Here is a 23454-nt window from a genome sequence, read left to right as displayed (position 1 = left end):
CGAGCCCGTTCACGGTGACGCGGGGCAGGGCGGGTGCCGACGACCCGCTGTCCGCACGACCCGGCTCGCGGCTGTCTTCTGCAGCAGCCCGTAGGCGAGCACTGGCAGGAGCAGGTGTGGTTTGTCGGGCAGCGTGGTGGTGATCAGCACCGCGCTCGCGCTGCTGTTGTTCATGCCACAGGCGAGCGTCAGCGAGGAGGAGACGGGGCCGTCCAGATGCAGGAGCCGCGCGGCGGTCCGGCCCAACGCGAAGGACAGCAGGCAGACGAGCGCAGCCACGGTCAGTGCGGCGGCGAACAGGAGGGGGCGTGGGTGGGCGAGGAAGGAGCCCAGGGCGCCACTGGCGTTGACGTAGGTCAGGACGAGCGATCCGGCCAGCGTCACGGGCACGATCACGCGCAGGGCCCGGTTGAGCCACGTCGTCGGCAGCGCGAGTCGGAGCAGGATGCCGACGGCACAGGGGAGGACCACGGTGACGAGGGCGAAGCCGCCGTTGGCCGTGCGGCCGGTCGTTGCCAGCGTGTCCGCGTAGCTCTCGTCCAGGAGTGGCACCAAAGTGGTGATGACCAGCGGGATGGTGAGCGGGCTGAGGAGGGTGGAGGCGAGGACGAGTCCCACCATGGTGGGTTGGTCACCGTCACCCTTGCCGGTCCAGACGGTGGCTCCGGCGGCCACAGGCATCGCCACGATCAGGATCATCGCGGTGATCAGTCCGCTGCCGCCGTCGCTGTCAGGGGTGCGGTGCAGTCCGAACGCGACGACGGGGATGACCAGAAGCGGGATCACGAGGTGGAGGACCATCCCGGCCAGCAGGGCGATCGGCTTGCGGAGCAGGCGGCCCAGTTCGCGGACCGGTACCTGGAGTCCGGCGGAGAAGAGCACCAGGGACAGCAGCAGCGGGGCGGTGCTCAGGGGCAGGCCGGTCACGGTGCCGATCGGCACGGTGTGGTCGCTGCGCAGCCACAGGCCGGGGCCGGGAAGGAAGAGGGCGGCGACGTAGGAGAGCACTACGGCCCGGCCGAGCCGGTGGCGCAGCCAGGCCGTCACCCGGTCGGCAGGCGGTGGGGAGGCTGGCGGACGGTTCAAGGCGGCCTTCTTCCATGGCGGCGGAGGGGACGGGGCGGAACGCCGCTATGCAGGCGCCGTGATCACGAGTCGTCATGGCACTCATGGTGCTCGGGTGAGGCGGATGGGGCAGCCGGTGACGCACGGCAGTCAGGATGCGTTCAGGTATCCCGTGGCACGGTCGGGCCTCATGCCATACGAGACCGCACAGACGCCCGGGCTCTCGGCGGCCGACTCCCAGGTGTCACCGTCCGGTCGCCGACTGGGCCGGAACAAGGTGCCCGAAGTCACCGTCTACTTCTGGGTCATCAAGGTGCTGTGCACGACGGTCGGCGAGACCGCGGCCGACCTGCTCAACGAGAAGGCCGGTCACTGCTGGCGGTCGTCCTGGTGGTGCAGTTCCGCACCGGCGCCTACCGCGCGGGGGTGTACTTGCCCGCCGTCGCCCTGATCAGCGTCGTCGGCACGCTGATCAGCGACAACCTCACGGACAACATGGGCGTACCGCTGGATACCAGCACCACCGTCTTCGCGGTCGTCCTGGCGATCGTCTTCGTGGTCTGGTACCGGCGTGAGCAGGCCCTGTCCATCCACCACATCGACACCACGAGCCGCGAGTCCTACTACTGGCTCGCCGTGCTGTTCACCTTCGCCCTCGGCACCGCGGCCGGTGACCTGGTCTCGGAGCGCATGGACCTGGGCTACTGGCTCTCCGCGGTCCTGTTCGGCCTGGCCATCGCCGCAGTCGCCCTCGCGCACTTCAAGCTCGGCCTGGACGCGGTGTGGAGCTTCTGGATCGCCTACATCCGCACCCGTCCGCTCGGCGCGTCCATCGGCGACTACCTCCCTCAGCCCGGCGGAGACGGCGGCCTGGGCCTGGGCACGGTCATCACCAGCGCGCTCTTCCTCGCGGTCATTCTCGGCCTGGTCATCTACCTCTCGGTGACCCGAAAGGACGTGGCACAGCCGCAGCATGCCGCCCGACAGGCGACCTGAGCAGGCACGCGGCAGGCGTTCAGGAAGCGTTCAGGGTGACGCTGCCAAGGTCGACTCCGGCGATCACTCTTCGGAGTCATTCGATCGCGCAGGGTGCTTGCTCGCGTCGCGGGCGGGCGCCCTGCTGTTCGACCGCATGGGAGCCCCCCACCTTGCAGAAACCGGAAATGCTCACCGACCTCGACGTGGCGAGCACGACGAAGTCGGCCATGAAGAAACTCCCCGAGGTCACCCTGGCGTTCTGGATCATGAAGATCGCCGCGACCACCCTCGGCGAGACGGCCGGCGACCTCTTCGCGCAGACCCTGAAACTCGGCTACTTCCTCACGACGACCGCCCTGTTCATGGTCTTCGTGGTGACCCTGGTCGTACAGCTCAGGGCCGGCCACTACAACCCGTTCTTCTACTGGACCGTGATCCTGTCGACCAGCATGGCCGGCACCACGATGTCCGACTTCATGAACCGCGACGCCAGCACCAAGTTCCTCTCCGGCGGAGTCACGTCGCTCGGCTGGGGCCCGCAGGGTCTCGGCCTCGGTTACCCCACCGGGGCGGCGATCCTCGTCTCGATCCTGCTGGTCGTCTTCGCCGTCTGGAAGGCGACCGGGATGACCTTCCAGATCCGCGACATCGTCACCTTCCGCGGCGAGGCCCTGTTCTGGTCGGCGATCCTCGTCTCCAACACCCTCGGCACCTCCATGGGCGACTTCCTCTCCGACAGCTCCGGCCTCGGTTACGCCGGTGGCGCGCTGCTCGTGACGGGCGCACTGGCCGTCCTCGTCCTGCTGATGAAGGTGCCGGTCGTGCCGAACGTGCTGCTGTTCTGGATCGCCTTCGTGTTCACCCGGCCACTCGGTGCGACCGCCGGGGACTTTCTGACCAAGCCGGTCGCCAAGGGCGGCCTGGACCTCGGTACTGCGGGATCTTCCGCCGTGCTGCTGGCCGTTCTGGTCGGGCTGATGGCGTACGCGCAGGTGCAGGAGCGCAGAACACCGCGGATGACGGAGTGGGAGCCGGTCTCCCGGCGGGCCGACTGAATCACGTCATCCGGCGGGCAGGTCGACCAGGAAACGTGCCCCGGGTGTGTGCTCGGGGTCGTGGGAGACCTCGCCGCCGACGGCGCGGGCCAGGCGCCGCGCGAGCGGTAGTCCCAGGCCCGCCCCGTCGTGCCCGTCGCCGGAGTCCGCGCGCCGGCCGGGCTGGAAGAGATGGTCGAGGAACTCCTCCGGTACGCCAGGACCGTCGTCTGTGACGTCGATGCGGACGCCGCTGGGCAACTGCCGTGCGGACACGGTCACCGTGGAGTCGGCATAGCGAACGGCATTGGCCAGCAGCGGGCTGACGATGCGTTCGAGAAGAGCGGAAGCGACGCCCGCCTCAAGCTCCTGGTCCGGCACGTCGACGACGGTCTTCAGCTGCTTCCGTGCGTCGAGGTCCTCGACCAGCCGCCGTAGCACGGGAGCGACAGCGGCGGCACCCACGGCCGTGCTGGTGGTCTGCCCGCCTTCGCGGGCGTCGTTCAACAGCGTGTCGCAGATGGTGCGTATAAACTGGGCGGCCTCCGCGATCACCTCGTGGGTGGCTTCGGTCTCGGCCGCCGAGCGAGGGCGGGCCCGCCACCAGTCGAGCTCGACGACGATCCGGGTGAGCGGGGTGCGCAGTTCGTGGGACAACTCCCCGGTCAGCTGCTGCTCGTGACGCAGCACGGTGCGGATGCGGTCCAGCAGTGCGTCCAACGAGGTGCCCAGGCGGGCCAGTTCGGCCGGCTGGTCCTCGACGCCGAAACGCTGGCCGGAACCGACGGCGCTCCACTGGGTGGCCTGGTCGGTCATGGTGCGCACGGGGCGCAGCGCCCGCCCGACGGCCAGCCGCGTCAGCGCGTAGGTGCACGCGAGCATGACAGCGTCCAGGATCAGCGAGCCCGACAGCAGGGTGCCGGCGGAGCTGCGGAAGGGGGCGAGATCCACGGCCGTGACGACGGTGGCGCTGCTGCGAAGGCCGGACACGGGTCGGGAGCACAGGCGGACGAAACGGGGGTTGCCGGTCTGCACGGTCGCGCAGACCGGCCGGCCCCGCGCGGCGAGCCGGTCGGCAACCCGGGTCAGCGCACTGTCGGCCGCGGCGGACGGTGGTTTCTCCAGCAGCCGTGTCCCGGTGTAGATCCACACGTTCGCGTCGAGCAGGCTGTCGTTGACCGTCTCCAGGACCCGCACTCGGGGCCCGCTGGTGTCGACGGTGGTGGCGACGGCGGCGGCGCGGTTGCGTAGTTCGTCGTCAGCCTGGTGCTGGAGGTGCCGGTCCATCGCGGTGTTGAACACGACGGTCAGCACGGTCATCAGGAGCGCGGCGGTGGTCAGCGCCACGAGCGAGAGCCGACCGCGCAACGTGCGGGGCGCCAGACGGCGCGCGATCCGGTTCATGACAGCCGGTGTCCGATCCCGCGTGTCGTGGTGAGGCCGAGGCCGCTGCCCGCTTCGCGCAGCTTGCGGCGCAGTCGGCTCAGATACTGGTCGAGGGTGTTCTCGCTGACCTGCGCCCCGTCCGGCCAGGCGGCCCTGACCAGGTCGCGGCGGGACACGAGGGTCCCGCCTGCGGCCATGAGCGTGGCCAGCAGACGGAACTCCGTGGGAGACAGGTCGATGTCGACGTCGCCGACGTGCGCGCTGTGCCGGGTCGCGTCCAGGACCAGGTCTCCGGCGGTGGCCAAGGCCGCGGGCGCGGCCCGTTTGATCGCGGCCCTCAGCCGGGCGACGAGTTCGGCGAGATGGAACGGCTTGGACAGGTAGTCGTCGGCTCCGGCGGAGAACCCGGACAGCCGGTCCGTGAGGTGATGGCGGGCCGTCAGGAAGATGATCGGGGCGGCGAACCCGCCCGCACGCAGCGCCTGGCACACGTCCCGGCCGTCCGCGTCGGGCAGCCCGACGTCCAGGACGACCGCGGCGATGTCGGCGGTGGCGAGCCGCAGGGCGGTGGCGCCGGCGGCAGCGGGCACGGGGTCGAAGTCCTCGTCGAGCAGGCCGCGACGCAGCACGTCACGCAGGCCGTGATCGTCCTCGACGACCAGGATCTTGTGGCGCATGGCCCTCCGTAGCCTCGTGGTCTGTGTCCCTCGTACGTGGAATGAACCCCTCGGGCAGCCACCGGGCGGCGGCCCTCAGGCACAGTCCCAGCCAGCCGATGGCGAAGAGCCAGCCGCCGACGACGTCGGTGAACCAGTGCACCCCGAGGTAGACACGGGTGAGCCCGACCATCGCGCCCCAGCAGCCGAAGACGAGAGCGAGCAGGATCCCGCCGCGCAGGGCGCGGATGTGCACGGCGATGACGAGCAGTCCTGCGGTGAGGGCGGCCGTGGTGGTGTGGCCGGAGGGGAACGCCCACCCTGAGGCGTGCGTGGCCCACTCCACGTGGGCGGGACGGGGCCGGGCGACGAGCGCCATCACGCCGTACCGCGCCGCCTGCCCGGCGCCGAGGCAGACGAGGCAGAGCGCGGCGGCGACGGCCCGTCGACGCACGGTGCGCCCGGCGATGATCCCCGCCAGCACGCAGAGGACGTAGGGGATGGCGCCGGTTCCGGTGGCGGTCAGCCCGCGGGCCAGCGCCACCGCCACGTCCGGGCGGTGGCCGACGCACCAGGAGAGCAGGTCCTCGTCCCCGTACAGTGGCCGGCCGTCGCCGATCACGGTCATGGTCAGTACGCCGAACGCCGTCCACGCGCCCAGGCCGACGCTGCCGGCCAGCTCGCGGAGGTCGCCGCGCTTCATGACGCCAGTACCAGCGGACGCAGCCGTGAGCCGGTGATCCGCCGGACCAGGGGATCCGGACGGCGGCGCACCGCGGTCATCGCGAGCGCCGCGAAGAGGGCTCCCACGACAACTCCGGCCGCGACGTCGTGCGGATAGTGCGCGCCGACCCACACCCGCGAAACCGCCATCGCGCAGGCGGCCACGGCCGCGACGGCACCGAGCCGACGCGAGACGAACCACAGGGCCACCGCGGCTGCGGCGGCGATGGCCGCGTGGTTGCTGGGGAAGGACCAGTCACCTGGTGCCGGACACGCTTCCAGGGTGGCCACGCGCAGGCTCTGACAGGGCCGCTCCTCGCGCACCAGCAGTTTCAGGACCGCGTCCACCCCGTACGCGGCGACGACGACCACGGGAACGGCCAGTGCGAGGAGCGCGGCCGTGGCGCTCACTCGCCGAGCCCGCCACCAGGCCATGGCCATCAGTGCTGCGAACACCGCCAGTCCGTACGTCGACCAGGCCGCCACGACGTCGTCCAGCCAGCCCGGGGAGCGGTGAGCGAGGTCCACTACGTCGGTGTAGGCGGAGCCGTCGATCGGCGCGCCGTCGAAGGCGAGGATCATCCGCGTGCCCCTTTCGCTCTGGCCGCGCGGCGGGAGCGGTACAGCTCGGAGGCAAGCGGAATCAAGGACACGGCCACGATCACGGCGACCATGGGCAGCAGATAGCGATCCACATTCGGGACGGAGGAGCCCAGCGCGTATCCGCCCAGCGTCAGCCCCAGACTCCACACGAGACCGCCGACGACCTGCCACACGGTGAAGGTCCGCGCCGGAACACCCAGCGCACCCGCCATCGGATTCAGGACCGTGCGTACCACTGGCACGAACCGCGCGAGCACGATCGCTCTCGCATGCCCGTACCGCTCCAACAACTCCTCGGCCCGGTGCGCACCGTCATGCAGGCGCGGCGAGCGGCTGCGTGAGAGGAGAGCCCCTCCCGCTTTCCGGCCGAGCAGATAGCCGCACTGCGCACCCGCAAGGGCGCCCACGGCCGCGGCCACGAGCAGCGGGGCGAGCGACAGTTTCACCCCGTGCTGGCCGCTCCCCGTGCACAGCAGCCCCGCGGTGAACAGCAGCGAGTCGCCGGGAAGGAAGAAACCGATCAGCAGCCCGGTTTCCGCGAACATCACCGCGCCGACTCCCAGCACACCAAAGGCGGCCAGCAGGGACTGCGCGCTCAGGACATTCACCGCGAGCTGTGAGGCTGCGAACAAGTGCGCGGTCATGAACGCGGGCCCTCCCATACTGGATGTGCGGGGGCACGCGAAGACGCCACCCGCGTGACTACAATTCTGTAGACGGTCTACTGAACTGTAGACGAAGATGGGGTGAGGGTCGTTCCCATGACCGACGCGAAGGACGAACGCCGACCGGCCGGAGAACTGGAGGCCGCCGTCATGGCGGCCCTGTGGGCCGCCGACGCGGCTCTCACTCCAGGTGAGGTGCAGGCCGAACTCGCCTCCGACCTGGCCCGCACGACGGTGACGACGATCCTGTCCCGGCTGTACGACAAGGGCGTCGTCGACCGCCGTCAGCGGGGGCGCGGCTATGCCTACCACCCCGTGCAGGACGCCCCAGGCCTCACCGCCCGGCGCATGCACACCGAACTCGACCGCGACCGCGCCAGCGACCGCGAGACCGTCCTGGCCCGCTTCGTCGCCCAGCTCAATCCGGACGACGAACAGTTGCTGCGCCAACTGCTGGAGGCCGAGGATCGATGACGACCCTGCTGCTGATCCCGCTCCTGCTGCCCTTCGTGATGCCGCTGCTCGCCGGGCGAGCCCTCGACCGGCTGGCCCCCGTCACCGCTCTGTGGGCGCTCACCGCCGCTGCCCTGGTGCTGGCGGGTGCCTGTGTGGCCGCCCTGGGCTCCCTCGTCCTGACCGGACTGCTCAAGCTGCCGGCGTTCGCGGCGCTCGGCGAACTCGTCCACCCCCTGCGCACGCCGTCGGACCACCTGGTCCTGCCCGTGGCCGCGATCGCCACCGGCCTGCTCACCATGGGCATCTGGACCCTCGCCCGCTCGGCCCTGCGCCAGACGCGCGCCTTCCGCATCGCCCGTGCCGAGGCCGGCCGGCGGCCCGCCGCGGGCGACCTGTGCGTGGTCGACTCGCCCGAGCCGGACGCGTACGCCCTGCCCGGCCGCCCGCACCGCATCGTCGTCACCACCGCCATGCTGCGCAGCCTCGGTCCGGACGAGCGCGAGGCCCTCTTCGCCCACGAGCGAGCCCACAACCAGGGCGGCCACCACTACTTCCTGGCCGCCGCCGAACTCGCCGCCCACTGCCACCCCGCACTGCGTCCGGCACGCGCCGCCATCAGGCTGGCCGCGGAACGCGCCGCCGACGAAGCCGCCGCCACCGCCGTGGGTGATCGCCGCCTGCTGGCCCGCGCCATCGCCCGCGCCGCCCTCGCCGGCCGGACCGCGCGCTCCAGCCGCCCGGACTTCGCCCCCGCCGCGACCACCGGTCCCGTTCCCCGGCGCGTCGCGGCGCTCCTCGCCGCTCCCGCGGGACACGCTCGGCGGTCGGTGTGCTGGGCCGCCCTCCTCCTCGCCGCCTGTGCGGTCCTGTCAGCCACCGCCGCGACGACCGGCACCCTCACCTTCCACCATGACGTCGAGGTCGCTCAGGGTGAAGAATCCCGCTGATCGCTTGCCGTACCCGGCTGCCGCGCGGTCTTGGCCGCCCCACCCGCGGTCCTCGCCGCATTTCGGGGTCGCCTTCGGCGACTCCGAGCCCGCCGACGCCCAGGCGGTCGTCCTCTCCTAAACGGAGTGCGGCAACAACCTGACCCCACGCCAGACCGAACCGGCTGACCTTCCAGACGCACAACACCTCCGAGGTCTGACTCGTCGACCCGGCCACCAACGCGGTCTACGGCTAGATCGAAGGCCTGGCCCCGGCACACACGCTGAGCCAGAGCGGTACGGTCGCGGCGCAGGCGAGCAGCGCGGGCAAGGTGTCTTTCCACGGCGCGCACACCATGCGGGCATCGGTACCCCGGCGCCGGCCGCGGCCACCTTCGTCGGCAGGAGCGTTCGGTCTCGTCAGCTACCAAGGCGGTGCCCGCCCGAACACTCTGGCCGTGACCGGCGCTGGGGATCCGATCGGCTGCCGACGGGGTACGGGGATCCCGACTGCGGGGCCGATGCCCCGCAGTCGGGATGGGGCAACCGGCAGACACGGCATCAGCGGCCTCGGCGCGCCATGAGGTGGGAGGTCATCCGTGGTCGCGCAGCGGGCCGACCTTGTAGCCGCCTCTCTCGCATGAGTCGAGGACAAGGGGAAGGGCGCCAAGAGCCGAGCGCCACGCACCTGGAGCCGAGGTGCAGTCGGAGTCGTGGAGCAGGATCGTCCCGCCTGCATCCAGGTCCGAGGTAACGGTGCGGTGGACGGACTCGGGTGTGGCGCGGGCGGTCCAGTCCTCGCCCCAGCAGGTCCACAGCACCGGAGTGAGCCCGAGCCGGTGGGCAGCCAGATGGGCAGCGGTCGACATGACGCCGTACGGGGGCCGCAAGAGCGTGGGTCGACGTCCTGTGATGTCGGCGATGGTGTCGCGGGCGCGGGCGAAGTCGTCGTACGTCGCGCGCGGGCCGCGCAGCAGCAGTGCGCGGTGCAGCCAGCCGTGGACGCCGATTTCGTGTCCCGCCGCGGCGATCTCGCGGACCAGGCCGGGCGAGTGGTGCGCCTCGCGCCCGAGCAGGAAGAAGGTTGCCCGTAGCTGGCGTTCGGCGAGGAGGCGCAGGAAGTGCGGGGTGGACAGCGGGTCGGGTCCGTCGTCGAAGGTGAGCGCGATGTGGTCCGGGCGGCCCCGGCCAGAAAGGCGGGGCATGACGCGGTTGCGTAGTGGCCCGAAGGTCGAGACGGCGGGTGCGGCATGGGCGGCTACGAGGGCGGGCAGGGCGGCGAGAGCGGCGGTGCGGACCAGCCGGGCGGCGGTCACGAGTGGTGGCCTTCCGGGCGGGGGGCGTGGCCCGGGAGGGAGTCGTCCAGGTCGAGGCTGTGCCCGATGGTGTGAATGAGGCCCGGACTGTCGTATGTGGTGGCGATTCCCGTGCCGACGGCGCAGGCCCACACCGCGCATGCCGCGGCGGTGGTGGCGACGAGCCGGCGTGCCGCCGGACGGAGTCGTCGGGCGGCGGGCTGGGGAGGCAACGGCGGCAGTCCCGCGCGGTGGACGCGCACTGTCTCCGCGGCGGGTCCGTCGTCGGGCTCGGTAGCGAAGAGTGCGCGGCCGGTGGCGCGTTGGCGCAGTCCGAGCGGGCCGTCGATCAGGTCGCACAGCACGGCCTTGAGACGGGCGGGGTCACGGATCCAGACCGCCGCACCGGCCTCCTCCAGAGCGGAAGCGTTGGTCAGACCGTGGCCCGGTATGCACCGGTAGCTCGCCACGGGCAGGCCGACGGCGAACGCCTCCAGGGAGCTGAGCCCGCCCGCGTTCTGGACCAGGACGTCGGCGGCGTGCATCAGAGCGGGCATGTCGTCGACCCAGCCGTAGGCGTGCTCGATGCCGTCCGCGCGCAACTGCTCAGCCAGCGCCTCGTTGCGGCCGCACACGACCACGGGGACGGCCACACCGCAGTCGCGCAGCTCCAGGGCGACCTCCCGGACCGGTCCGACCCCCCAGGAACCGGCGACCAGCAGCGCCAGAGGGGCGTTCTCCGGCAGCCCGAAGCGGGCCCGGGCCGCGCTGCGCTCCCGCGCGCTGCCGGGACGGAACCGCGGATCGACCACCGGCCCGCACACCCGGATGTCCCGCGCCCCGGCGGCCCGGGCCTGGGCCGCGGGTACGGCGTGTGCGGCGAGGTGGACGTCGACGCCGTCGGCCACCCACAGCGGGTGCACGGAGAAGTCGGTGAGATAGGTCAGGACGGGGACGGCCAGCCGCCCGCGGAGCCGCAGACTGCCCAGGACACGGCTGGCTCCCGGGTAGGTGGAGACGACCACGCCGGTGCCGGGGTGCAGCGCACGCAGCATGCGCTCCTCGGCGGTCCGCAACAGCGCCCTCGCCAACGGCCCGCCACCACCGGCGCGTTCGGTGCTGCGGTAGATCCGCTGGTAGGCCCAGGGTGCCCGGACGAGCATCCGGTGGTAGCCGTCCCGGACCAGTCGTCCGATCCGGGCGGGCAACAGGTCCAGCAGGTCGAACCGGTCGACGACGAGACCGTGGGCCGTGAGCCGACGGGCCAGTTCGGCGGCGGTGCCGTCGTGGCCGGCGCCGATGCTCGCCGAGACGATCGCGACGCGCTCGGCCCGGGCCGAGGCCGGCACCGGCTCAGGGCGCAGGGCGGCGGCCGCCAGGGCGCGCAGATGCACCGGACTTCCGAGGTAGGGCATGGGGCTCGTTCCTCCGCAGGTGGCGTGGCGGCCGAACTCTACAACATGTAGTAGGTAACCTCGTACGAGATGTAGTAGATCCCTCAGGGCTCCTGTGGCGGCGATCCAGTCGGCGTTCTACGAGCTGTAGTAGATCCGCCGGTAGGCTGGCATGCCGAGCGGGAAGGTTGGTGAACGGTGCGCGACCGTAAGAGCGACGAAAGCGGCGGGGCGACCGGCAGGAGAGCACGCGGTGAGCTGGAGAGCGGCGTCCTCGCCGCGCTCTGGGCGGTGGACGAGCCGATGACCGCGCGGCAGGTCCGGGGGCGGCTGCCCGGGGACCTCGCCTACACGACGGTGTTGACGATCCTGTCGCGCCTGCACGACAAGGGCATGCTCGTACGGCACCCCGCTGGCCGCGGATACGCCTACGCGCCGGTCCGGGACGAGGCGTCCGACACTGCCGTCCGGATGCACAGCCTGCTGGAGCGCGGCTCGGACCCGGAAGCGGTGCTCACTCGATTCGTGTCCGAACTGTCCCCGCAGGAGGAGCAGTTGCTGCACCGTCTGCTGGGTGAGCAGGACGCCGGGCGCGGCGACGACGGGCCGTGAGCCGGTGACGATCAGCGTCTACATCCCCCTCATAATCACCGTGGTCCTCGCGGTGCTCGCCCCCCGGGCGGCCCGCCGGCCGGCACCGCGGCCCGCGGCCTGGTCCCTGGCGTGTGCCGCGCTCGTGACGGCGGCCGGCTGGCTCGGTTCACTGGCCCTGCTGGCGTTCACCGGGTTCGCGCAGATCCCCGAGGTCGCGGAGGAGGGCCACTGGTCGGTGACCGTCCTGCGTACGCAGGACCCCGTCTCTCTGGCCGTCGCAGCTCTCAGCGCCCTGAGCCTGGCGGCGGGACTCGTGTCCCTGGGGGTGGCCGCCGCACGGCAGGGGCGCCACGTCCTGTGGGCCCGGCGGGAATGCGGCCGGACTCCCAGAGCCACCGAACTGGTGGTGCTCGACGACGAGGCCCCACAGGCGTTCGCGCTGCCCGGCGCTCCCGGACGGATCGTGGTGTCCCGGGGGATGCTGCGCTGCCTCGGCGACGCGGAGCGCGAGGCCCTCCTGGCGCACGAACGGGCCCATCTCCGAGGCCGCCACCACCACTTCCAGACTGTGTGGCGACTCACGGCGGCCGTCAACCCGCTGCTGCGACCGCTGGCGGAGGCCGGTGGCTTTGTCCTGGAGCGATGGGCCGACGAGGAGGCCGCAGCCCGGATCGGCAGCCGTACCGTCGTCGCCCGCGCCGTCGGTCGGGCGGCTCTCGCCTCTGCCGGCCTGCCACGCACCGCCACTCTGGCCGCGACCGGCGGGGCCGTGCCCCAGCGAGTGCAGGCCCTGCTGGCCCCGCCACCCCCGCGCCGCACCCTGCCCTTCGCGGCGGGCGCCCTCCTGCTCACCCTGTGCTGCGCCAGCCTGGCCCACGCTGCATCGGACAGCGAGAGCCTGGTCGAGAGCGCAGAACGGGCCCAGTGCGCCGCGGACGCCGAGGTGCCGGGCGCGGCGAGGGCGGCCCACCCTCCGCGGCGGCCGGACGCCTGCTGCCACCATGGCGGAGCCGGCGAACACCGGAGTCACCGCAGGTAGACGCGTAGTACCGCGGTACTACGCGCACGGCGCGGTTGAGCCTCCCGGTACCACCGGATCGGGGTGAACCGGCGCTTAGCGTTGCGGGTGAGGCGTCGAAGGTGTGGACGCCGCACCCCGACAGGGAGAACGTGAATGATCGACGCACGGCGGTTGACCAAGAGGTACGGCGAGAAGACGGCCGTCGACGGGCTGGACTTCGTGGTGAAGCCCGGCACGGTGACGGGCTTCCTGGGGCCCAACGGCGCGGGCAAGTCCACGACCATGCGCATGATCGTCGGCCTGGACGCCCCGACGAGCGGCTCCGTCACCGTGAACGGCCACCCCTACGCCCGCCACCGGGCGCCGCTTCAGGAGGTCGGCGCCCTCCTGGAGGCGAAGTCGATCCACCCGGGCCGCTCGGCCTACCAGCACCTGCGGGCCCTCGCGCTGACCCACGGCATTCCGGGCAGCCGGGTCGACGAGGTCATCGGCCTCGCCGGCCTCGGCAGCGTGGCCAAGAAGCGGGCCGGGGCCTTCTCCCTCGGCATGGGCCAGCGGCTGGGCATCGCGGCGGCGCTGCTGGGCGACCCGCAGACGGTGATGCTGGACGAGCCGGTCAACGGGCTGGACCCGGAGGGCGTGCTCTGGATCCGCAATCTGCTCAAGGGGCTCGCCGACGAGGGCCGGACGGTGTTCGTGTCCTCGCATCTGATGAGCGAGATGGCCCTGGTCGCGGACCACCTGATCATCGTGGGGCGCGGGCGGCTGCTGGCCGACACGACCGTGGCGGACCTGATCCGCGAGGCGGGCGGCGACACGGTGAAGGTGGCGACGCAGGACCCGGCGCGGCTGCGGGACGTGCTGGCCGGGCCGGGCGTCGACGTCACCGGCCGGATCGGCTCCGAGGAGCTCCAGGTGACCGGGCTGACCGCCCGCGAGATCGGACTGAAGGCCGCCGAACACGGGATCGCGCTGTTCGAGCTGAGCGCGCGGACGGTGTCGCTAGAGGAGGCGTTCATGGACCTGACCAGGGATGCCGTGGAGTACCACGGCACCACGACCGGGATCGAGACCCTCGAGGCCGCCGGGAGGCCCGCATGAGCACCCTCACCGCAACCGCCGAGGAACCCCGCACCACCCCCGCCCGCCCCGTCTACCGGGTGACCGGACGGCGCGTGCTCGCCTCCGAATGGGCCAAGCTGTGGTCCCTGCGCTCGACCTGGATCACCCTGGGCCTCGGTCTGCTGTTCCTGGTGGCCTTCGGGCTGATCGCCGCGAGTCGCTACAAGTCGCAGATCGGCTCCAGCCACATGGACCCGGACTTCGCCGCCTCGACGGCCGTCAGCCTGTCCCTCTTCGGCACGAACTTCGCCCAACTCGCCCTCGGCGTGCTCGGCGTGCTGGTCACGGCGGGGGAGTACTCGACCGGCATGATCCGCTCCACGCTCGCGGCCGTACCGCGCCGGCTGCCCGTGCTGTGGTCCAAGGCGGCCGTGTTCGGACTGGTCGCGCTGGTGGTCGGCACCCTCGGCGCGTTCGTCGCCTTCGGGTTCGGCAGCGGCATCGTCTCCGGCACGCCGGCCGCGATGAGCCTGTCGCACGCGGGAGTGCTGCGCAGCCTGCTGGGCGCCGGACTCTACCTGGGCCTGGTCGGCGTGATCGGGGCCGCGCTGGGCGCGCTGCTGCGGTCGGTGGCCGGCGGCATCTCCGTGCTGGTCGCCACGTTCATGCTCATCCCAGGGCTCATCTCCCTGCTGCCGAGCTCCTGGCAGAACGACATCAGCCCCTACCTGCCGAGTAACGCGGGCGAGTCGCTGTTCGCCCTGACCCACGACAGCACCGCCCTGTCCCCCACGGCCGGGCTGCTGGTCTTCCTCGGCTGGACGGCACTGGCGCTGACGGGCGCGGCCTACCGGCTCGCGCGCAGCGACGTCTGACCGGCCGCACCATGGCAGCGTGACATCCGTGACCACCGATGACATCAGCGGGATGGGACCGCTGGTCGCCCGTCTGACGCGGGGCGGCCAGCGGTTGCGGCAGGCCGACCGGACACATCCGTGGGTGCTGGACACCGCGGTCGTGGTCCTGGTCTTCCTGATGTTCTGCGTGCCCGACCTGTTCCACGACGTTGCGGGCGATGGTGACGGTGACGGTCCGCGCAGGTTGCGGCTCGCCTTCACCGAGCTGCCCGTAGCGGGCATGCTGGCGGTACAGGCCGGCCTGGTGCTGCCCCTGCTGTGGCGGCGGCGCAGACCCGCGGCGGCCTTCGCCGCCATCACGGCGGTCTTCGTCCTCCAGTGGTCCCTGGGCGCCGGACTGCGCGCGGACGTCGCCCTCTTCGTCGCCCTGTACAGCCTGGCCCTGCACGGGAGACTGCGGCAGCTGCCGTGGGCCTGCGCCGCCATGGCGGGCTCCATGGGGCTGGTCGCGGTCCGCGTGTCGTCGGCGGTGTCCGTCGGGGACGCGCTGTTCTTCCTGCTGAGCACGGCGACCGCGGCCGTCGCGCTCGGCCTGATGGTAAGGATCCGCCGGGCCCAGCTCGCCGGGCTGCGGGAACGGGCCGCCCGGCTGGAGATCGAGCGCGACCAGCGCAACAGGCTGGCCACGGCCACCGAACGCACCCGGGTCGCCCGCGAGATGCACGACATCGTCGGCCACAACCTGTCCGTCATCATCACGCTCGCCGACGCCGGCGCGTATGCCACCGACATCGCCCCCGAACGGGGCAAGGAAGCTCTTCAGCTCATCGGCGACACCGGGCGACAGGCCCTCGGCGAGCTACGGCGCGTGCTCGGCGTGCTGCGCGAGACCGCGGAGGGTCCCCCGGGCGGTCCCGAGCTCAGCCCGCAGCCCGGCATCCTGGACCTCGGTGCCCTGTGCGCCACGGTGCGCGCCGCCGGACTGGAGGTCGTCTACCGGACCTCCGGCGACGCGGACACCCTGGACGGCGGAGTCCAGCTGACGGTGTACCGCATCGTCCAGGAAGCCCTCACCAACACACTGAAGCACGCCGACACCGACACCCGGGTGCACCTGGCGATCCTCGTCGAGGACAGTCGGCTGACCATCCGGGTCCAGGACACCGGCCCGGCCACACCGTCCGGACCACCGAACGAGGAAGGACACGGACTGGTGGGCATGCGGGAGAGAGCGGCTCTGTACGGCGGAACCGTCAGCGCGGGGCCGACGGGCGGCGGAGGCTGGAGCGTCGAAGCCGTCCTCGACCTCACACCCCAAGGTGGTGCCCGGTGACCACCGTCCTCATCGTGGACGACCAACCGCTGCAACGCTACGGCTTCCACCTGCTCCTGGACTCCGTCCCCGAGACCGACGTCGTCGGTGAGGCCGCCCACGGTGCCGAGGCCGTCCGCAAGGCAGCCGAACTGCGCCCGGACGTCGTCCTGATGGACGTCCGCATGCCCGGCATGGACGGCATCGAGGCCACCCGCCGCATCGCCGCCGCCGGCGGCCGCTCGCGCGTCCTGGTACTCACCACCTTCGACCTCGACGAATACGTCCACGCCGCTCTCCGCGCCGGCGCCAGCGGCTTTCTCCTCAAGGACGCGCGCCCCGAGGAACTCCTCGCCGGCATCCGCGCCGTCGCCGACGGCGACGCGGTCATCGCACCCGCGCTCACCCGCCGCCTCCTCGACGAGTACGCCCAGTACGTCCCCGCCCACGTAAGTGACTCAGCCGAAGATCCGCGGCTGAGTTCCCTCACCGACCGCGAGCGCGAGATCCTCGTCGCGGTCGGCAAGGGGTGGACCAACGGCGAGATCGCCATCCGGTTCGTCCTGTCCGAGTCCACCATCAAGACCCACGTCGGCCGCGTCCTGGCCAAGATCGGAGCCCGCGACCGCATCCAGGCCGTGATCTTCGCTTACGACCACGGCCTCGCCCGGCCCAGCGTGGACTGAACCGGGGAACAGTGATCGGCCGGTCGGGCCGCGTTCCAGAGTCCCAGACGATAGCCGTGCCCTCGCAGAGTGGTGACGGGCCAGGTTTTTTCGGGGTGGGTCGAAGCCTCGGAGGCCTACGCGAGCCACCAGCGTGGACCGGCCATGGGGCCGTCCGAGTACGCCGACCAGCGCGACACCCTGGAACGGGTGTCGGCGGCGCTTCGATGGGTGGACCCTCTGACGGCAGATCAGCACTGACTTTCTCTCCGGCATTCAAGGGCTGAAGCGGGTGGCCTAACGGTTGGCCACACCAGAACTCGGCTTCGCTCTGTGTGGACGTTTGACCTGTGGCAGTGGAAAGGAAATCCGCTGCGGCAGGGTTCGAGTCATCTGGCCGAGCTGGCGCTACGTGCCCGTCAGGCCGGTGGCGTCGCCCAATCTGGGCGGTGTCGGGACGCAGTCGGGACACAAGGACAGGAACAGACTGACAAAGTCGAAGGGGTGTCGACACGGCCCGCCCCTTCTTACCTGCAAAAACGTCATGAATGAGCGTGGACGAGCAAGGGCCGCCAAGATCCTCAAAGGACTCATAATCCGTCGGCCGTGGGTTCGAGTCCCACCCGCCCCACCTTCGCAGGCTTCTGACCTGCGGAAACGTTCCTCGTTAGGTGTCGGAGCGTCAACTTTCGCTGAACGGACTGAATCCGCTGCTCGCGAGTTCGGAGCGCGGCGAGGATCTTGCTCCCTCGCTGGGCAGACGTCGTGCTGACCTGCGGGAATGCTGACGAGCGGAGCTTGAGCCGACAAGCCGGCAACATCTCCTCGACCTTACTTTCATGATCGTGGGGACGTGTTGGGGACGCGGGGATTCAGTGGGGTCCGTCGGCCCCCGTCCGCAGGCTCTTCGTCCGGCGTCCGGAAGGCCTCCGGCCGGGACTGCCCACCGGATTCGACCACAGCTTCGAGGAGCCTGATCGCACCGGCACCAGGATCTGAGGGGCTGGCGCGCGGACGGAAACTGCCCGAACTGAAACGGCCCAGGTGTTCCGATGAGCGGCTCGACCGGCGGCCGCCATCGCTGCCGCCCATGAAAGGCGTGCCCGTGTGCCGGGTGAAGGCCCCGCCGCGCACAGGGCGCTGTCCACGCGTCGGCGCGCCATGTTCTGGGGGACCGCATCACAGCGTCCTGCAGGGTGGGGCGGGGCCTACTTGTCTGCGATCACGATGATGTCGAGCGTCCGGGGCCCGTGCACGCCCTCCACGCGGGCGAGTTCGATGTCGCTGGTGGCCGAGGGGCCGGAGATCAGGGTCAGGGGCCGGCGGGGGTGGAGCAGGCTCATCGCCTCGGGCGCATCAGCGGTGATCTGGCCGGCCCTGACCACGCAGACATGCTGGTCCGGGAGCAGGGTGAGTGCGCGTCGGCCCTGCCCGGGGCCGCTGTCGAGGACGACCGTGCCAGTGAGGGCGATCGCTGCGGTGACGGTGGTGAGTACGGCGTCCGTCGCGTCCAGCTGTCCGACTGTCAGTGGTGGAGCGTCCTGCAGCCGGGACCAGGGTCCTTCGGGCACCAGGTCTGCGGGGTATCCCGGGGGCACCACGAGGGATTTCGCTCCGGTGCGCGTCAGCGCGCGGGCCACGGCGGCCACGGCGTCGGACGCCGGAACACGGATGACGGTGGCGCGGTAGTCGGTGGCGCGTTCGACGAACAGCTCGACGATGTCCGGTCCTGCCTGGTGGGAGCGTGGATTGTGGAGGACGGGGACTTCGGCGGCGGCCTCGGAATCCGGTACGTCGGCGAGCGCGTTCCGGATGTCGCGCAGTACGGTGTCTCGGCCGCTCATCGACCCGTCCCTTCCGTCGTCGTACGGCCTTCTCCTCTGGTCCGTCGCCACCAGGCGCGCAGGGGCTCGCGGGCCGGTGCGGGGGTGTCGCGGGTGCCGGACCAGCGGGCGAACGGGCCGGGCAGCACTCCGATCCGACCGTCGCGGGCTACCAGCCGGGCACCCGAGGCGGCGAGTCGCTCGAGGGCCGCCAGCAGCCTGGGGGAGGACAGCACCGCGCCCGCGGCCTTCATGGCGAGAGCCTCGGAGGTGGGTAGCAGCCGGTCCCGCCGCTTGGCCTCCACGGCCTTCGCCCGCAGGTGGACCAGCACCTCCGGAATGTCGATCTTGACCGGGCAGGCGTCGTAGCACGCCCCGCACAGAGTGGAGGCGAAGGGCAGCGAGGCCGCGTTCTCCACGCCGACGAGCTGCGGGGTGAGTACGGCGCCGATCGGGCCGGGGTAGACGGAGCCGTAGGCGTGGCCGCCCGTGCGCTCGTACACCGGGCACACGTTCAGGCAGGCCGAGCAGCGGATGCAGGACAGTGCCTGCCTGCCCACCTCGTCGGCCAGGGTCGCGGTACGGCCGTTGTCGAGGAGGACCAGATGGAAGTCCTGGGGCCCGTCCCCGTCGGTGACGCCGGTCCACAGCGAGGTGTACGGGTTCATCCGTTCGCCGGTGGACGAGCGGGGCAGCAGTTGAAGGAAGACGTCCAGGTCCGCGAAGGAGGGCAGGACCTTCTCGATGCCCATGACGGTGATCAGGGTCTGCGGCAGGGTCAGGCACATCCGCCCGTTGCCCTCCGACTCCACGACCATCACCGTTCCGGTGTCGGCGACAGCGAAGTTGGCCCCGGAAACGGCCACCTTGGCCCGCAGGAACTTCTCCCGCAGATGGAGCCGGGCCGCTTCGGCCAGGTCGCGTGGGTCGTCGGTGAGTCCTTCGGGGGCGGGCCGGCCCCATTTCCCCATCTGCCGCTGGAAGATCTCGCGGATCTCGGAGCGGCTGCGGTGGATGGCCGGTACCAGGATGTGCGAGGGCCGGTCGCCGCCCAGCTGCACGATGAGTTCGGCGAGATCGGTCTCGTAGGCGCGGACGCCCGCTTCGGCGAGCGCCTCGTTGAGGCCGATCTCCTGTGTGGCCATCGACTTGACCTTGACGACCTCGCTCTCGCCGGTCGCCTGAACCAGCCGTGTCACGATGGCGTTCGCCTCGGCCGCGTTCGACGCCCAGTGGACCGTGCCGCCGGCGGCGGTCACCGTCTCCTCCAGCCGAAGCAGATGCTGGTCGAGGTGACGCAGGGTGCGGCGTTTGAGGGCTGCCGCCGTCTCCCGCAGGTCCTCCCAGTCGTCGAGCTCGGCGGTGGCCGCCAGCCTCTTGTCCCGGATGGTGCCGGTGGCCCTGCGCAGGTTCGCCCGCAGCCGCGTGTCGGCGAGCGCGGTGCGTGCCGCCTCGGGGAAGGCTGGGGTACCCAGCCATACGACGTTGTCCGCGCCGCTCATCGTCCGTCTCCTTCCGTGGAGGCCAGGATCTCGGCCAGGTGCAGAGTGGCGACGCCGGTACGCAGGCGGGACAGGCCGCCGCCGATGTGCGTCAGACAGGAGTTGTCGCCCGCGCACAGGAACTCCGCGCCGGTCTCCTGCACATGACGCATCTTGTCGGCCAGCATGGCGTTGGACACGTCCGCGTTCTTCAGCGCGAAGGTGCCGCCGAAGCCGCAGCAGGACTCCGCGGCGGGCAGTTCGACGAGGTCGATGTCCTTCACCGCGCGCAGCAGCCTGAGCGGTCGGTCGCCGACGCGGAGCATGCGCAGGGAGTGGCAGGTCGGGTGGTAGGTGACCCGGTGGGGGAAGCGGGCGCCCACGTCGGTGACGCCGAGGACGTCCACGAGGAGTTCCGACAGCTCGTACACCGTCGGCGCCACCTGCTCGACCACGCCGACGAGTTCGCGGTCCCCGAACTGGGCGGCCACCACCCGATGGTGGTCGCGCACCATGCCCGCGCAGGACCCGGAAGGGGCGACCACGGCGTCGTAACCCGCGAAGACCTCCGCGAATCGGCGCACCATGGGCAGGGTCTCGGGGCGGTAGCCGGTGTTGAAGTGCATCTGGCCGCAGCAGGTCTGGCCCTGCGGGAACTCCACGGTGTGGCCGAGCCGTTCCAGCAGTTCGGTCACCGCCTGGCCGGTGCGGGGAAACATCATGTCGTTGAAGCAGGTGATGAAGAGAGCTATGCGCATGGTGCTTCCTGGGTGGCCGGGGGGCCGGTGACGGTCAGGCCGTAGGTCCGCAGGGCGGTTCCGGTGAAGACCTCGTGTCGTTCAGAGGGGGCGAGGGAGGCTGTCAACTCCTCTGCCGCGGCGATGACCTCGGCGTAGGTGGCGGCCAGTCGGCAAACCGGCCAGTCGGAGCCGAACATCAGCCGCCGCGGTCCGAAGGCGTCGAGGATCGTGTCGGCGTACGGCCGGAGGTCCTGGACGCTCCACCGGTCCGGGTCGGCCTCGGTCACCAGGCCGGAGAGCTTGCAGACGGTGTTGGGCAGCGAGGCCAGCAGGCGCAGCGGGTCCGCCCATGGCCGCAGCTCGCCCGAGGTGATGGGGGGCTTGCCCGCGTGATCGAGTACGAAGGTGAGGCCGGGAAGCAGCCGGGCGGCATCAAGCGCGGCCGCGAGCTGATGAGGCCTGACGACCAGGTCGTACACGAGACCCGCTTCGGCCACCGCAGCGAGCCCGCGCAGTACGTCCGGCCGCAGGAGCCAGCGTGGATCGGATTCGCCCTGCACCTGGTGGCGGATGCCCACCAGGTGCTCGCCACCCGACCCCTCCCGCAGTGCCACGAGCGCGCGGGCGACATCCGGTGAGGTCAGGTCGGTCCAGCCCACGACGCCGGCCACCAGGTCGCTGTTCTTCGCCAACGTCAGGAACTCGGGCGTTTCCTCCGGCACGTCGATCGTCTGGACCAGGACCGTCGCGGTGACGCCGGCCGCCCGGGTCTCGGGCTCCAGGTCGGCGAGCAGGAAGTCGCGGCGCAGCGGGGCGAGTTCCGGTCCGGTGATCCAGCCCTGGTCCCGGACGGAGAGGTCCCACACGTGGTGGTGCGCGTCGATGACACCCTCAGCGATGGTCTCCTCCACAGCGGTCACCTCCACGACTGCTCGACTCCTGCGCCGGGCGACCGGCTTCGCCGACCGGTGTGGATACGGGGACGGGGACGTGCGGCGGCAGCAGTCGCTCGGCGCTCAGTCCGTCCCAGAGCACGGCCGGTACCGGTCGCCGCATCTGGTCCACCGTGTCCCGGACCTCCTCGGCGGAACGCGCGCCGGACAGTACGCTCGCGACCGCGGGATGGCCGAGCGGGAAGCGCAGAGCGGCTGCGCGCAGCGGTACGCCATGGCGTTCGGTGACCGCCTTCATGCGCAGAGCCCGGTCCAGTACCTGCTGGGGGGCGGGCGCATAGTCGTACATGGACCCGGGTTTCGGGTCGGTGAGCAGGCCCGAATTGAACACCCCGCCGACGATGACCTTTTTTCCCCCGGCAGCGGCCTGCGGCAGCACTTCCACCAGCCCCTCCTGCTCCAGCAGGGTGTAACGGCCGGCGAGCAGGACCACGTCGATGTCGGTCTCACGCAGGAAACGGGCGGGAAGTGGGCACTGGTTCACGCCGATGCCGATCGCCTTGACGACGCCTTCACCGCGCAGCCGTTCCAGCGCGGGGTACCCCTCTGTGAGCGCCTGCTCGGCGTGGTGGTCCGGGTCATGCAGCAGGGCGATGTCCACCCGGTCCAGGCCGAGCCGGTCCAGGCTCGCCTCCAGGGAGCGCAGGACTCCGTCGCGGCTGAAGTCCCAGACCCGCCGGTGGGCGTCGGGCACGGCGAAGCCATGGGCGAGATCGTCGCCGCGACCGCCTTCGGGGTGGGGTTCGAGCAGCCGTCCGACCTTGGTGGAGACGGTGTACGCGTCGCGGTCGCGTCCGCGCAGCGCGGCACCCAGGCGCTGCTCGGACAGCCCGAGTCCGTAGTGGGGGGCGGTGTCGAAGGTGCGTACACCCGCGTCCCAGGCCGCCTCGACCGTGGCGAATGCGGCCTCGTCGGTGACCGGGCGGAAGAGGTTGCCGATGCCGGCGGCCCCGAACGACAGCTCGGTGACCTTGACACCCGTGCTGCCCAGCGTCGTCTCTCTCATGCGCCGGCCGCCGGGCGCAGCCGGAGTCCCTGCATGCCACCGTCGACGGCCAGGGCGATGCCGGTGACGGACCCAGCCGCCGGGCTCGCCAGGTAGACCACGGCCGCCGCCACCTCGTCCGCGGTCACCAGGCGGCCCAGAGGCTGGCGTGCGTCGAGGGCGGCGCGTTCCGCCTCCGGGTCGTCGGCGGCGTCCAGGAGCCGGGTCACCCAGGGCGTGTCGGCGGTGCCGGGGTTGACGCAGTTGACGCGGATGCCCTCACGGACGTGGTCCGCGGCCATCGCCAGGGTCAACGACAGCACGGCGCCCTTGCTGGCCGAGTACAGGGCGCGCTGGGGGAGGCCCGCGGTGGCCGCGATGGAGCATGTGTTGACGACCGCTGCGTGTGAAGAACGCCGTAGGTACGGCAGGGCGGCGCGCGTGGTGCGCACCGTTCCCAGGACGTTGACGTCCAGGACGCGGTGCCACTCCTCGTCGGGGTTGTCCTCGACGGTACCGACGGCGCCGATGCCCGCGTTGTTCACCAGGATGTCCAGGCCACCGAGTTGCCCGGCAGCGGCCTCCACGGCGGCGCGCACCGAGGCGTCGTCGCGAAGGTCGGCCTGGACGGCGATCAGCGGCTCGGGGACGCCGGAGGGGGCGAGGTCGATGACGGCCACTGTCGCGCCCTGCTCGGCCAGCATCCGGGCCGTGGCCAGCCCGATACCGGACGCGCCGCCGGTGACGACGGCCTTGAGCCCTGACAAGCCGCTCATGCCG

At 71.4% G+C, this 23454-nt stretch carries 23 protein-coding genes and 1 pseudogene; 10 read left to right on the top strand and 14 right to left on the bottom strand.

Going from position 1 to position 23454, the window contains the following annotated elements; genetic code table 11:
• Positions 1–9: 9 nt before the first annotated feature.
• Positions 10–1086: a sodium-dependent transporter gene (locus tag ACH4ZA_RS25020; protein WP_398431702.1), complete on the bottom strand. Its 1077-nt coding sequence runs from the start codon at positions 1084–1086 to the stop codon at positions 10–12.
• A gap of 169 nt (positions 1087–1255) precedes the next feature.
• Here ACH4ZA_RS25020 and ACH4ZA_RS25015 point away from each other — a divergent pair.
• A pseudogene (locus ACH4ZA_RS25015) lies at positions 1256–2061 on the top strand (hypothetical protein).
• Positions 2062–2213: 152 nt separating this feature from the next.
• Positions 2214–3098 carry a hypothetical protein gene (locus ACH4ZA_RS25010; protein ID WP_398431701.1) on the top strand — a complete coding sequence of 295 codons (885 nt, stop codon included), beginning with the start codon at positions 2214–2216 and terminating at the stop codon, positions 3096–3098.
• A gap of 6 nt (positions 3099–3104) precedes the next feature.
• On the opposite strand, the gene ACH4ZA_RS25005 is transcribed toward ACH4ZA_RS25010, so the two are convergent.
• From ACH4ZA_RS25005 to ACH4ZA_RS24985, 5 genes are read right to left on the bottom strand one after another with little or no spacing between them, the layout of a single operon-like run.
• The gene (locus tag ACH4ZA_RS25005; protein ID WP_398431700.1) at positions 3105–4481 is read right to left on the bottom strand and encodes a sensor histidine kinase; all 1377 of its coding nucleotides are present in this window, start codon (positions 4479–4481) and stop codon (positions 3105–3107) included.
• Positions 4478–5140: a response regulator transcription factor gene (locus ACH4ZA_RS25000; RefSeq protein ID WP_398431699.1), complete on the bottom strand. Its 663-nt coding sequence runs from the start codon at positions 5138–5140 to the stop codon at positions 4478–4480. Before ACH4ZA_RS25000 ends, ACH4ZA_RS25005 begins: the two co-directional genes overlap by 4 nt.
• Positions 5094–5822, bottom strand: a complete 729-nt coding sequence (locus tag ACH4ZA_RS24995; protein WP_398431698.1) for a phosphatase PAP2 family protein — start codon at positions 5820–5822, stop codon at positions 5094–5096. Before ACH4ZA_RS24995 ends, ACH4ZA_RS25000 begins: the two co-directional genes overlap by 47 nt.
• The gene (locus ACH4ZA_RS24990; protein WP_398431697.1) at positions 5819–6424 is read right to left on the bottom strand and encodes a phosphatase PAP2 family protein; all 606 of its coding nucleotides are present in this window, start codon (positions 6422–6424) and stop codon (positions 5819–5821) included. Before ACH4ZA_RS24990 ends, ACH4ZA_RS24995 begins: the two co-directional genes overlap by 4 nt.
• Complete coding sequence (locus tag ACH4ZA_RS24985) at positions 6421–7089, bottom strand: DedA family protein (protein WP_398431696.1); 669 nt, start codon at positions 7087–7089, stop codon at positions 6421–6423. The genes ACH4ZA_RS24990 and ACH4ZA_RS24985 overlap by 4 nt, the downstream gene beginning before the upstream one ends.
• Before the next feature lie 117 nt (positions 7090–7206).
• Here ACH4ZA_RS24985 and ACH4ZA_RS24980 point away from each other — a divergent pair, with 117 nt between their 5' ends.
• Positions 7207–7584: a BlaI/MecI/CopY family transcriptional regulator gene (locus ACH4ZA_RS24980; RefSeq protein WP_398431695.1), complete on the top strand. Its 378-nt coding sequence runs from the start codon at positions 7207–7209 to the stop codon at positions 7582–7584.
• A complete protein-coding gene (locus ACH4ZA_RS24975; RefSeq protein ID WP_398431694.1) occupies positions 7581–8513 on the top strand; it encodes a M48 family metalloprotease in 933 nt (310 codons plus the stop codon). The genes ACH4ZA_RS24980 and ACH4ZA_RS24975 overlap by 4 nt, the downstream gene beginning before the upstream one ends.
• Before the next feature lie 572 nt (positions 8514–9085).
• Here ACH4ZA_RS24975 and ACH4ZA_RS24970 read toward each other — a convergent pair.
• Positions 9086–9808, bottom strand: coding sequence for a polysaccharide deacetylase family protein (locus ACH4ZA_RS24970; RefSeq protein WP_398431693.1), 723 nt, complete (start codon positions 9806–9808; stop codon positions 9086–9088).
• Positions 9805–11202, bottom strand: coding sequence for a glycosyltransferase (locus ACH4ZA_RS24965; RefSeq protein WP_398431692.1), 1398 nt, complete (start codon positions 11200–11202; stop codon positions 9805–9807). The genes ACH4ZA_RS24970 and ACH4ZA_RS24965 overlap by 4 nt, the downstream gene beginning before the upstream one ends.
• 177 nt (positions 11203–11379) lie before the next feature.
• On the opposite strand from ACH4ZA_RS24965, the gene ACH4ZA_RS24960 reads away from it, so the two are divergent.
• From ACH4ZA_RS24960 to ACH4ZA_RS24935, 6 genes are all read left to right on the top strand, one after another.
• Positions 11380–11793, top strand: a complete 414-nt coding sequence (locus ACH4ZA_RS24960) for a BlaI/MecI/CopY family transcriptional regulator (RefSeq protein ID WP_398431691.1) — start codon at positions 11380–11382, stop codon at positions 11791–11793.
• The gene (locus ACH4ZA_RS24955; RefSeq protein ID WP_398431690.1) at positions 11756–12814 is read left to right on the top strand and encodes a M56 family metallopeptidase; all 1059 of its coding nucleotides are present in this window, start codon (positions 11756–11758) and stop codon (positions 12812–12814) included. Before ACH4ZA_RS24960 ends, ACH4ZA_RS24955 begins: the two co-directional genes overlap by 38 nt.
• A 135-nt stretch (positions 12815–12949) precedes the next feature.
• Positions 12950–13897, top strand: coding sequence for an ATP-binding cassette domain-containing protein (locus ACH4ZA_RS24950; protein ID WP_398431689.1), 948 nt, complete (start codon positions 12950–12952; stop codon positions 13895–13897).
• Complete coding sequence (locus ACH4ZA_RS24945; RefSeq protein WP_398431688.1) at positions 13894–14733, top strand: ABC transporter permease; 840 nt, start codon at positions 13894–13896, stop codon at positions 14731–14733. The genes ACH4ZA_RS24950 and ACH4ZA_RS24945 overlap by 4 nt, the downstream gene beginning before the upstream one ends.
• Before the next feature lie 28 nt (positions 14734–14761).
• Positions 14762–16048 carry a sensor histidine kinase gene (locus tag ACH4ZA_RS24940; RefSeq protein WP_398431687.1) on the top strand — a complete coding sequence of 429 codons (1287 nt, stop codon included), beginning with the start codon at positions 14762–14764 and terminating at the stop codon, positions 16046–16048.
• Positions 16045–16713, top strand: a complete 669-nt coding sequence (locus ACH4ZA_RS24935) for a response regulator transcription factor (RefSeq protein WP_334478236.1) — start codon at positions 16045–16047, stop codon at positions 16711–16713. The genes ACH4ZA_RS24940 and ACH4ZA_RS24935 overlap by 4 nt, the downstream gene beginning before the upstream one ends.
• Before the next feature lie 1187 nt (positions 16714–17900).
• On the opposite strand, the gene ACH4ZA_RS24930 is transcribed toward ACH4ZA_RS24935, so the two are convergent.
• Genes ACH4ZA_RS24930 through ACH4ZA_RS24905 form a run of 6 tightly spaced genes read right to left on the bottom strand, consistent with a single transcriptional unit; the run spans position 17901 to position 23450 of the window.
• On the bottom strand, positions 17901–18536 hold the full coding sequence (locus ACH4ZA_RS24930) for a lactate utilization protein C (RefSeq protein WP_398431686.1): 636 nt from the start codon (positions 18534–18536) through the stop codon (positions 17901–17903).
• Complete coding sequence (locus ACH4ZA_RS24925; protein ID WP_398431685.1) at positions 18533–20017, bottom strand: LutB/LldF family L-lactate oxidation iron-sulfur protein; 1485 nt, start codon at positions 20015–20017, stop codon at positions 18533–18535. Before ACH4ZA_RS24925 ends, ACH4ZA_RS24930 begins: the two co-directional genes overlap by 4 nt.
• Entirely contained in the window at positions 20014–20754 is a 741-nt protein-coding gene (locus tag ACH4ZA_RS24920) for a (Fe-S)-binding protein (protein WP_398431684.1), read from the bottom strand. Before ACH4ZA_RS24920 ends, ACH4ZA_RS24925 begins: the two co-directional genes overlap by 4 nt.
• On the bottom strand, positions 20745–21656 hold the full coding sequence (locus tag ACH4ZA_RS24915) for an amidohydrolase family protein (RefSeq protein WP_398431749.1): 912 nt from the start codon (positions 21654–21656) through the stop codon (positions 20745–20747). Before ACH4ZA_RS24915 ends, ACH4ZA_RS24920 begins: the two co-directional genes overlap by 10 nt.
• Positions 21628–22695, bottom strand: coding sequence for an aldo/keto reductase (locus tag ACH4ZA_RS24910; protein WP_398431683.1), 1068 nt, complete (start codon positions 22693–22695; stop codon positions 21628–21630). Before ACH4ZA_RS24910 ends, ACH4ZA_RS24915 begins: the two co-directional genes overlap by 29 nt.
• Positions 22692–23450: an SDR family NAD(P)-dependent oxidoreductase gene (locus tag ACH4ZA_RS24905; RefSeq protein WP_398431682.1), complete on the bottom strand. Its 759-nt coding sequence runs from the start codon at positions 23448–23450 to the stop codon at positions 22692–22694. The genes ACH4ZA_RS24910 and ACH4ZA_RS24905 overlap by 4 nt, the downstream gene beginning before the upstream one ends.
• Between the last annotated feature and the right edge of the window lie 4 nt (positions 23451–23454).

The sequence above is a fragment of the Streptomyces sp. NPDC020597 genome (genome assembly GCF_044335095.1).
Taxonomy (GTDB): Bacteria; Actinomycetota; Actinomycetes; order Streptomycetales; family Streptomycetaceae; genus Streptomyces.
This window is presented reverse-complemented; position numbering and strand designations above follow the sequence as displayed.

Bases quoted from the DNA above. Each gene is read 5' to 3' on its own strand.
- ACH4ZA_RS24995 (WP_398431698.1), bottom strand. From the start codon at position 5,822: ATGAAGCGCGGCGACCTCCGCGAGCTGGCCGGCAGCGTCGGCCTGGGC.
- ACH4ZA_RS24950 (WP_398431689.1), top strand. From the start codon at position 12,950: ATGATCGACGCACGGCGGTTGACCAAGAGGTACGGCGAGAAGACGGCC.
- ACH4ZA_RS25005 (WP_398431700.1), bottom strand. From the start codon at position 4,481: ATGAACCGGATCGCGCGCCGTCTGGCGCCCCGCACGTTGCGCGGTCGG.
- ACH4ZA_RS25000 (WP_398431699.1), bottom strand. From the start codon at position 5,140: ATGCGCCACAAGATCCTGGTCGTCGAGGACGATCACGGCCTGCGTGAC.
- ACH4ZA_RS24990 (WP_398431697.1), bottom strand. From the start codon at position 6,424: ATGATCCTCGCCTTCGACGGCGCGCCGATCGACGGCTCCGCCTACACC.
- ACH4ZA_RS24930 (WP_398431686.1), bottom strand. From the start codon at position 18,536: ATGAGCGGCCGAGACACCGTACTGCGCGACATCCGGAACGCGCTCGCC.
- ACH4ZA_RS24985 (WP_398431696.1), bottom strand. From the start codon at position 7,089: ATGACCGCGCACTTGTTCGCAGCCTCACAGCTCGCGGTGAATGTCCTG.
- ACH4ZA_RS24965 (WP_398431692.1), bottom strand. From the start codon at position 11,202: ATGCCCTACCTCGGAAGTCCGGTGCATCTGCGCGCCCTGGCGGCCGCC.
- ACH4ZA_RS24905 (WP_398431682.1), bottom strand. From the start codon at position 23,450: ATGAGCGGCTTGTCAGGGCTCAAGGCCGTCGTCACCGGCGGCGCGTCC.
- ACH4ZA_RS24925 (WP_398431685.1), bottom strand. From the start codon at position 20,017: ATGAGCGGCGCGGACAACGTCGTATGGCTGGGTACCCCAGCCTTCCCC.
- ACH4ZA_RS24980 (WP_398431695.1), top strand. From the start codon at position 7,207: ATGACCGACGCGAAGGACGAACGCCGACCGGCCGGAGAACTGGAGGCC.
- ACH4ZA_RS24910 (WP_398431683.1), bottom strand. From the start codon at position 22,695: ATGAGAGAGACGACGCTGGGCAGCACGGGTGTCAAGGTCACCGAGCTG.
- ACH4ZA_RS24975 (WP_398431694.1), top strand. From the start codon at position 7,581: ATGACGACCCTGCTGCTGATCCCGCTCCTGCTGCCCTTCGTGATGCCG.
- ACH4ZA_RS24945 (WP_398431688.1), top strand. From the start codon at position 13,894: ATGAGCACCCTCACCGCAACCGCCGAGGAACCCCGCACCACCCCCGCC.
- ACH4ZA_RS24920 (WP_398431684.1), bottom strand. From the start codon at position 20,754: ATGCGCATAGCTCTCTTCATCACCTGCTTCAACGACATGATGTTTCCC.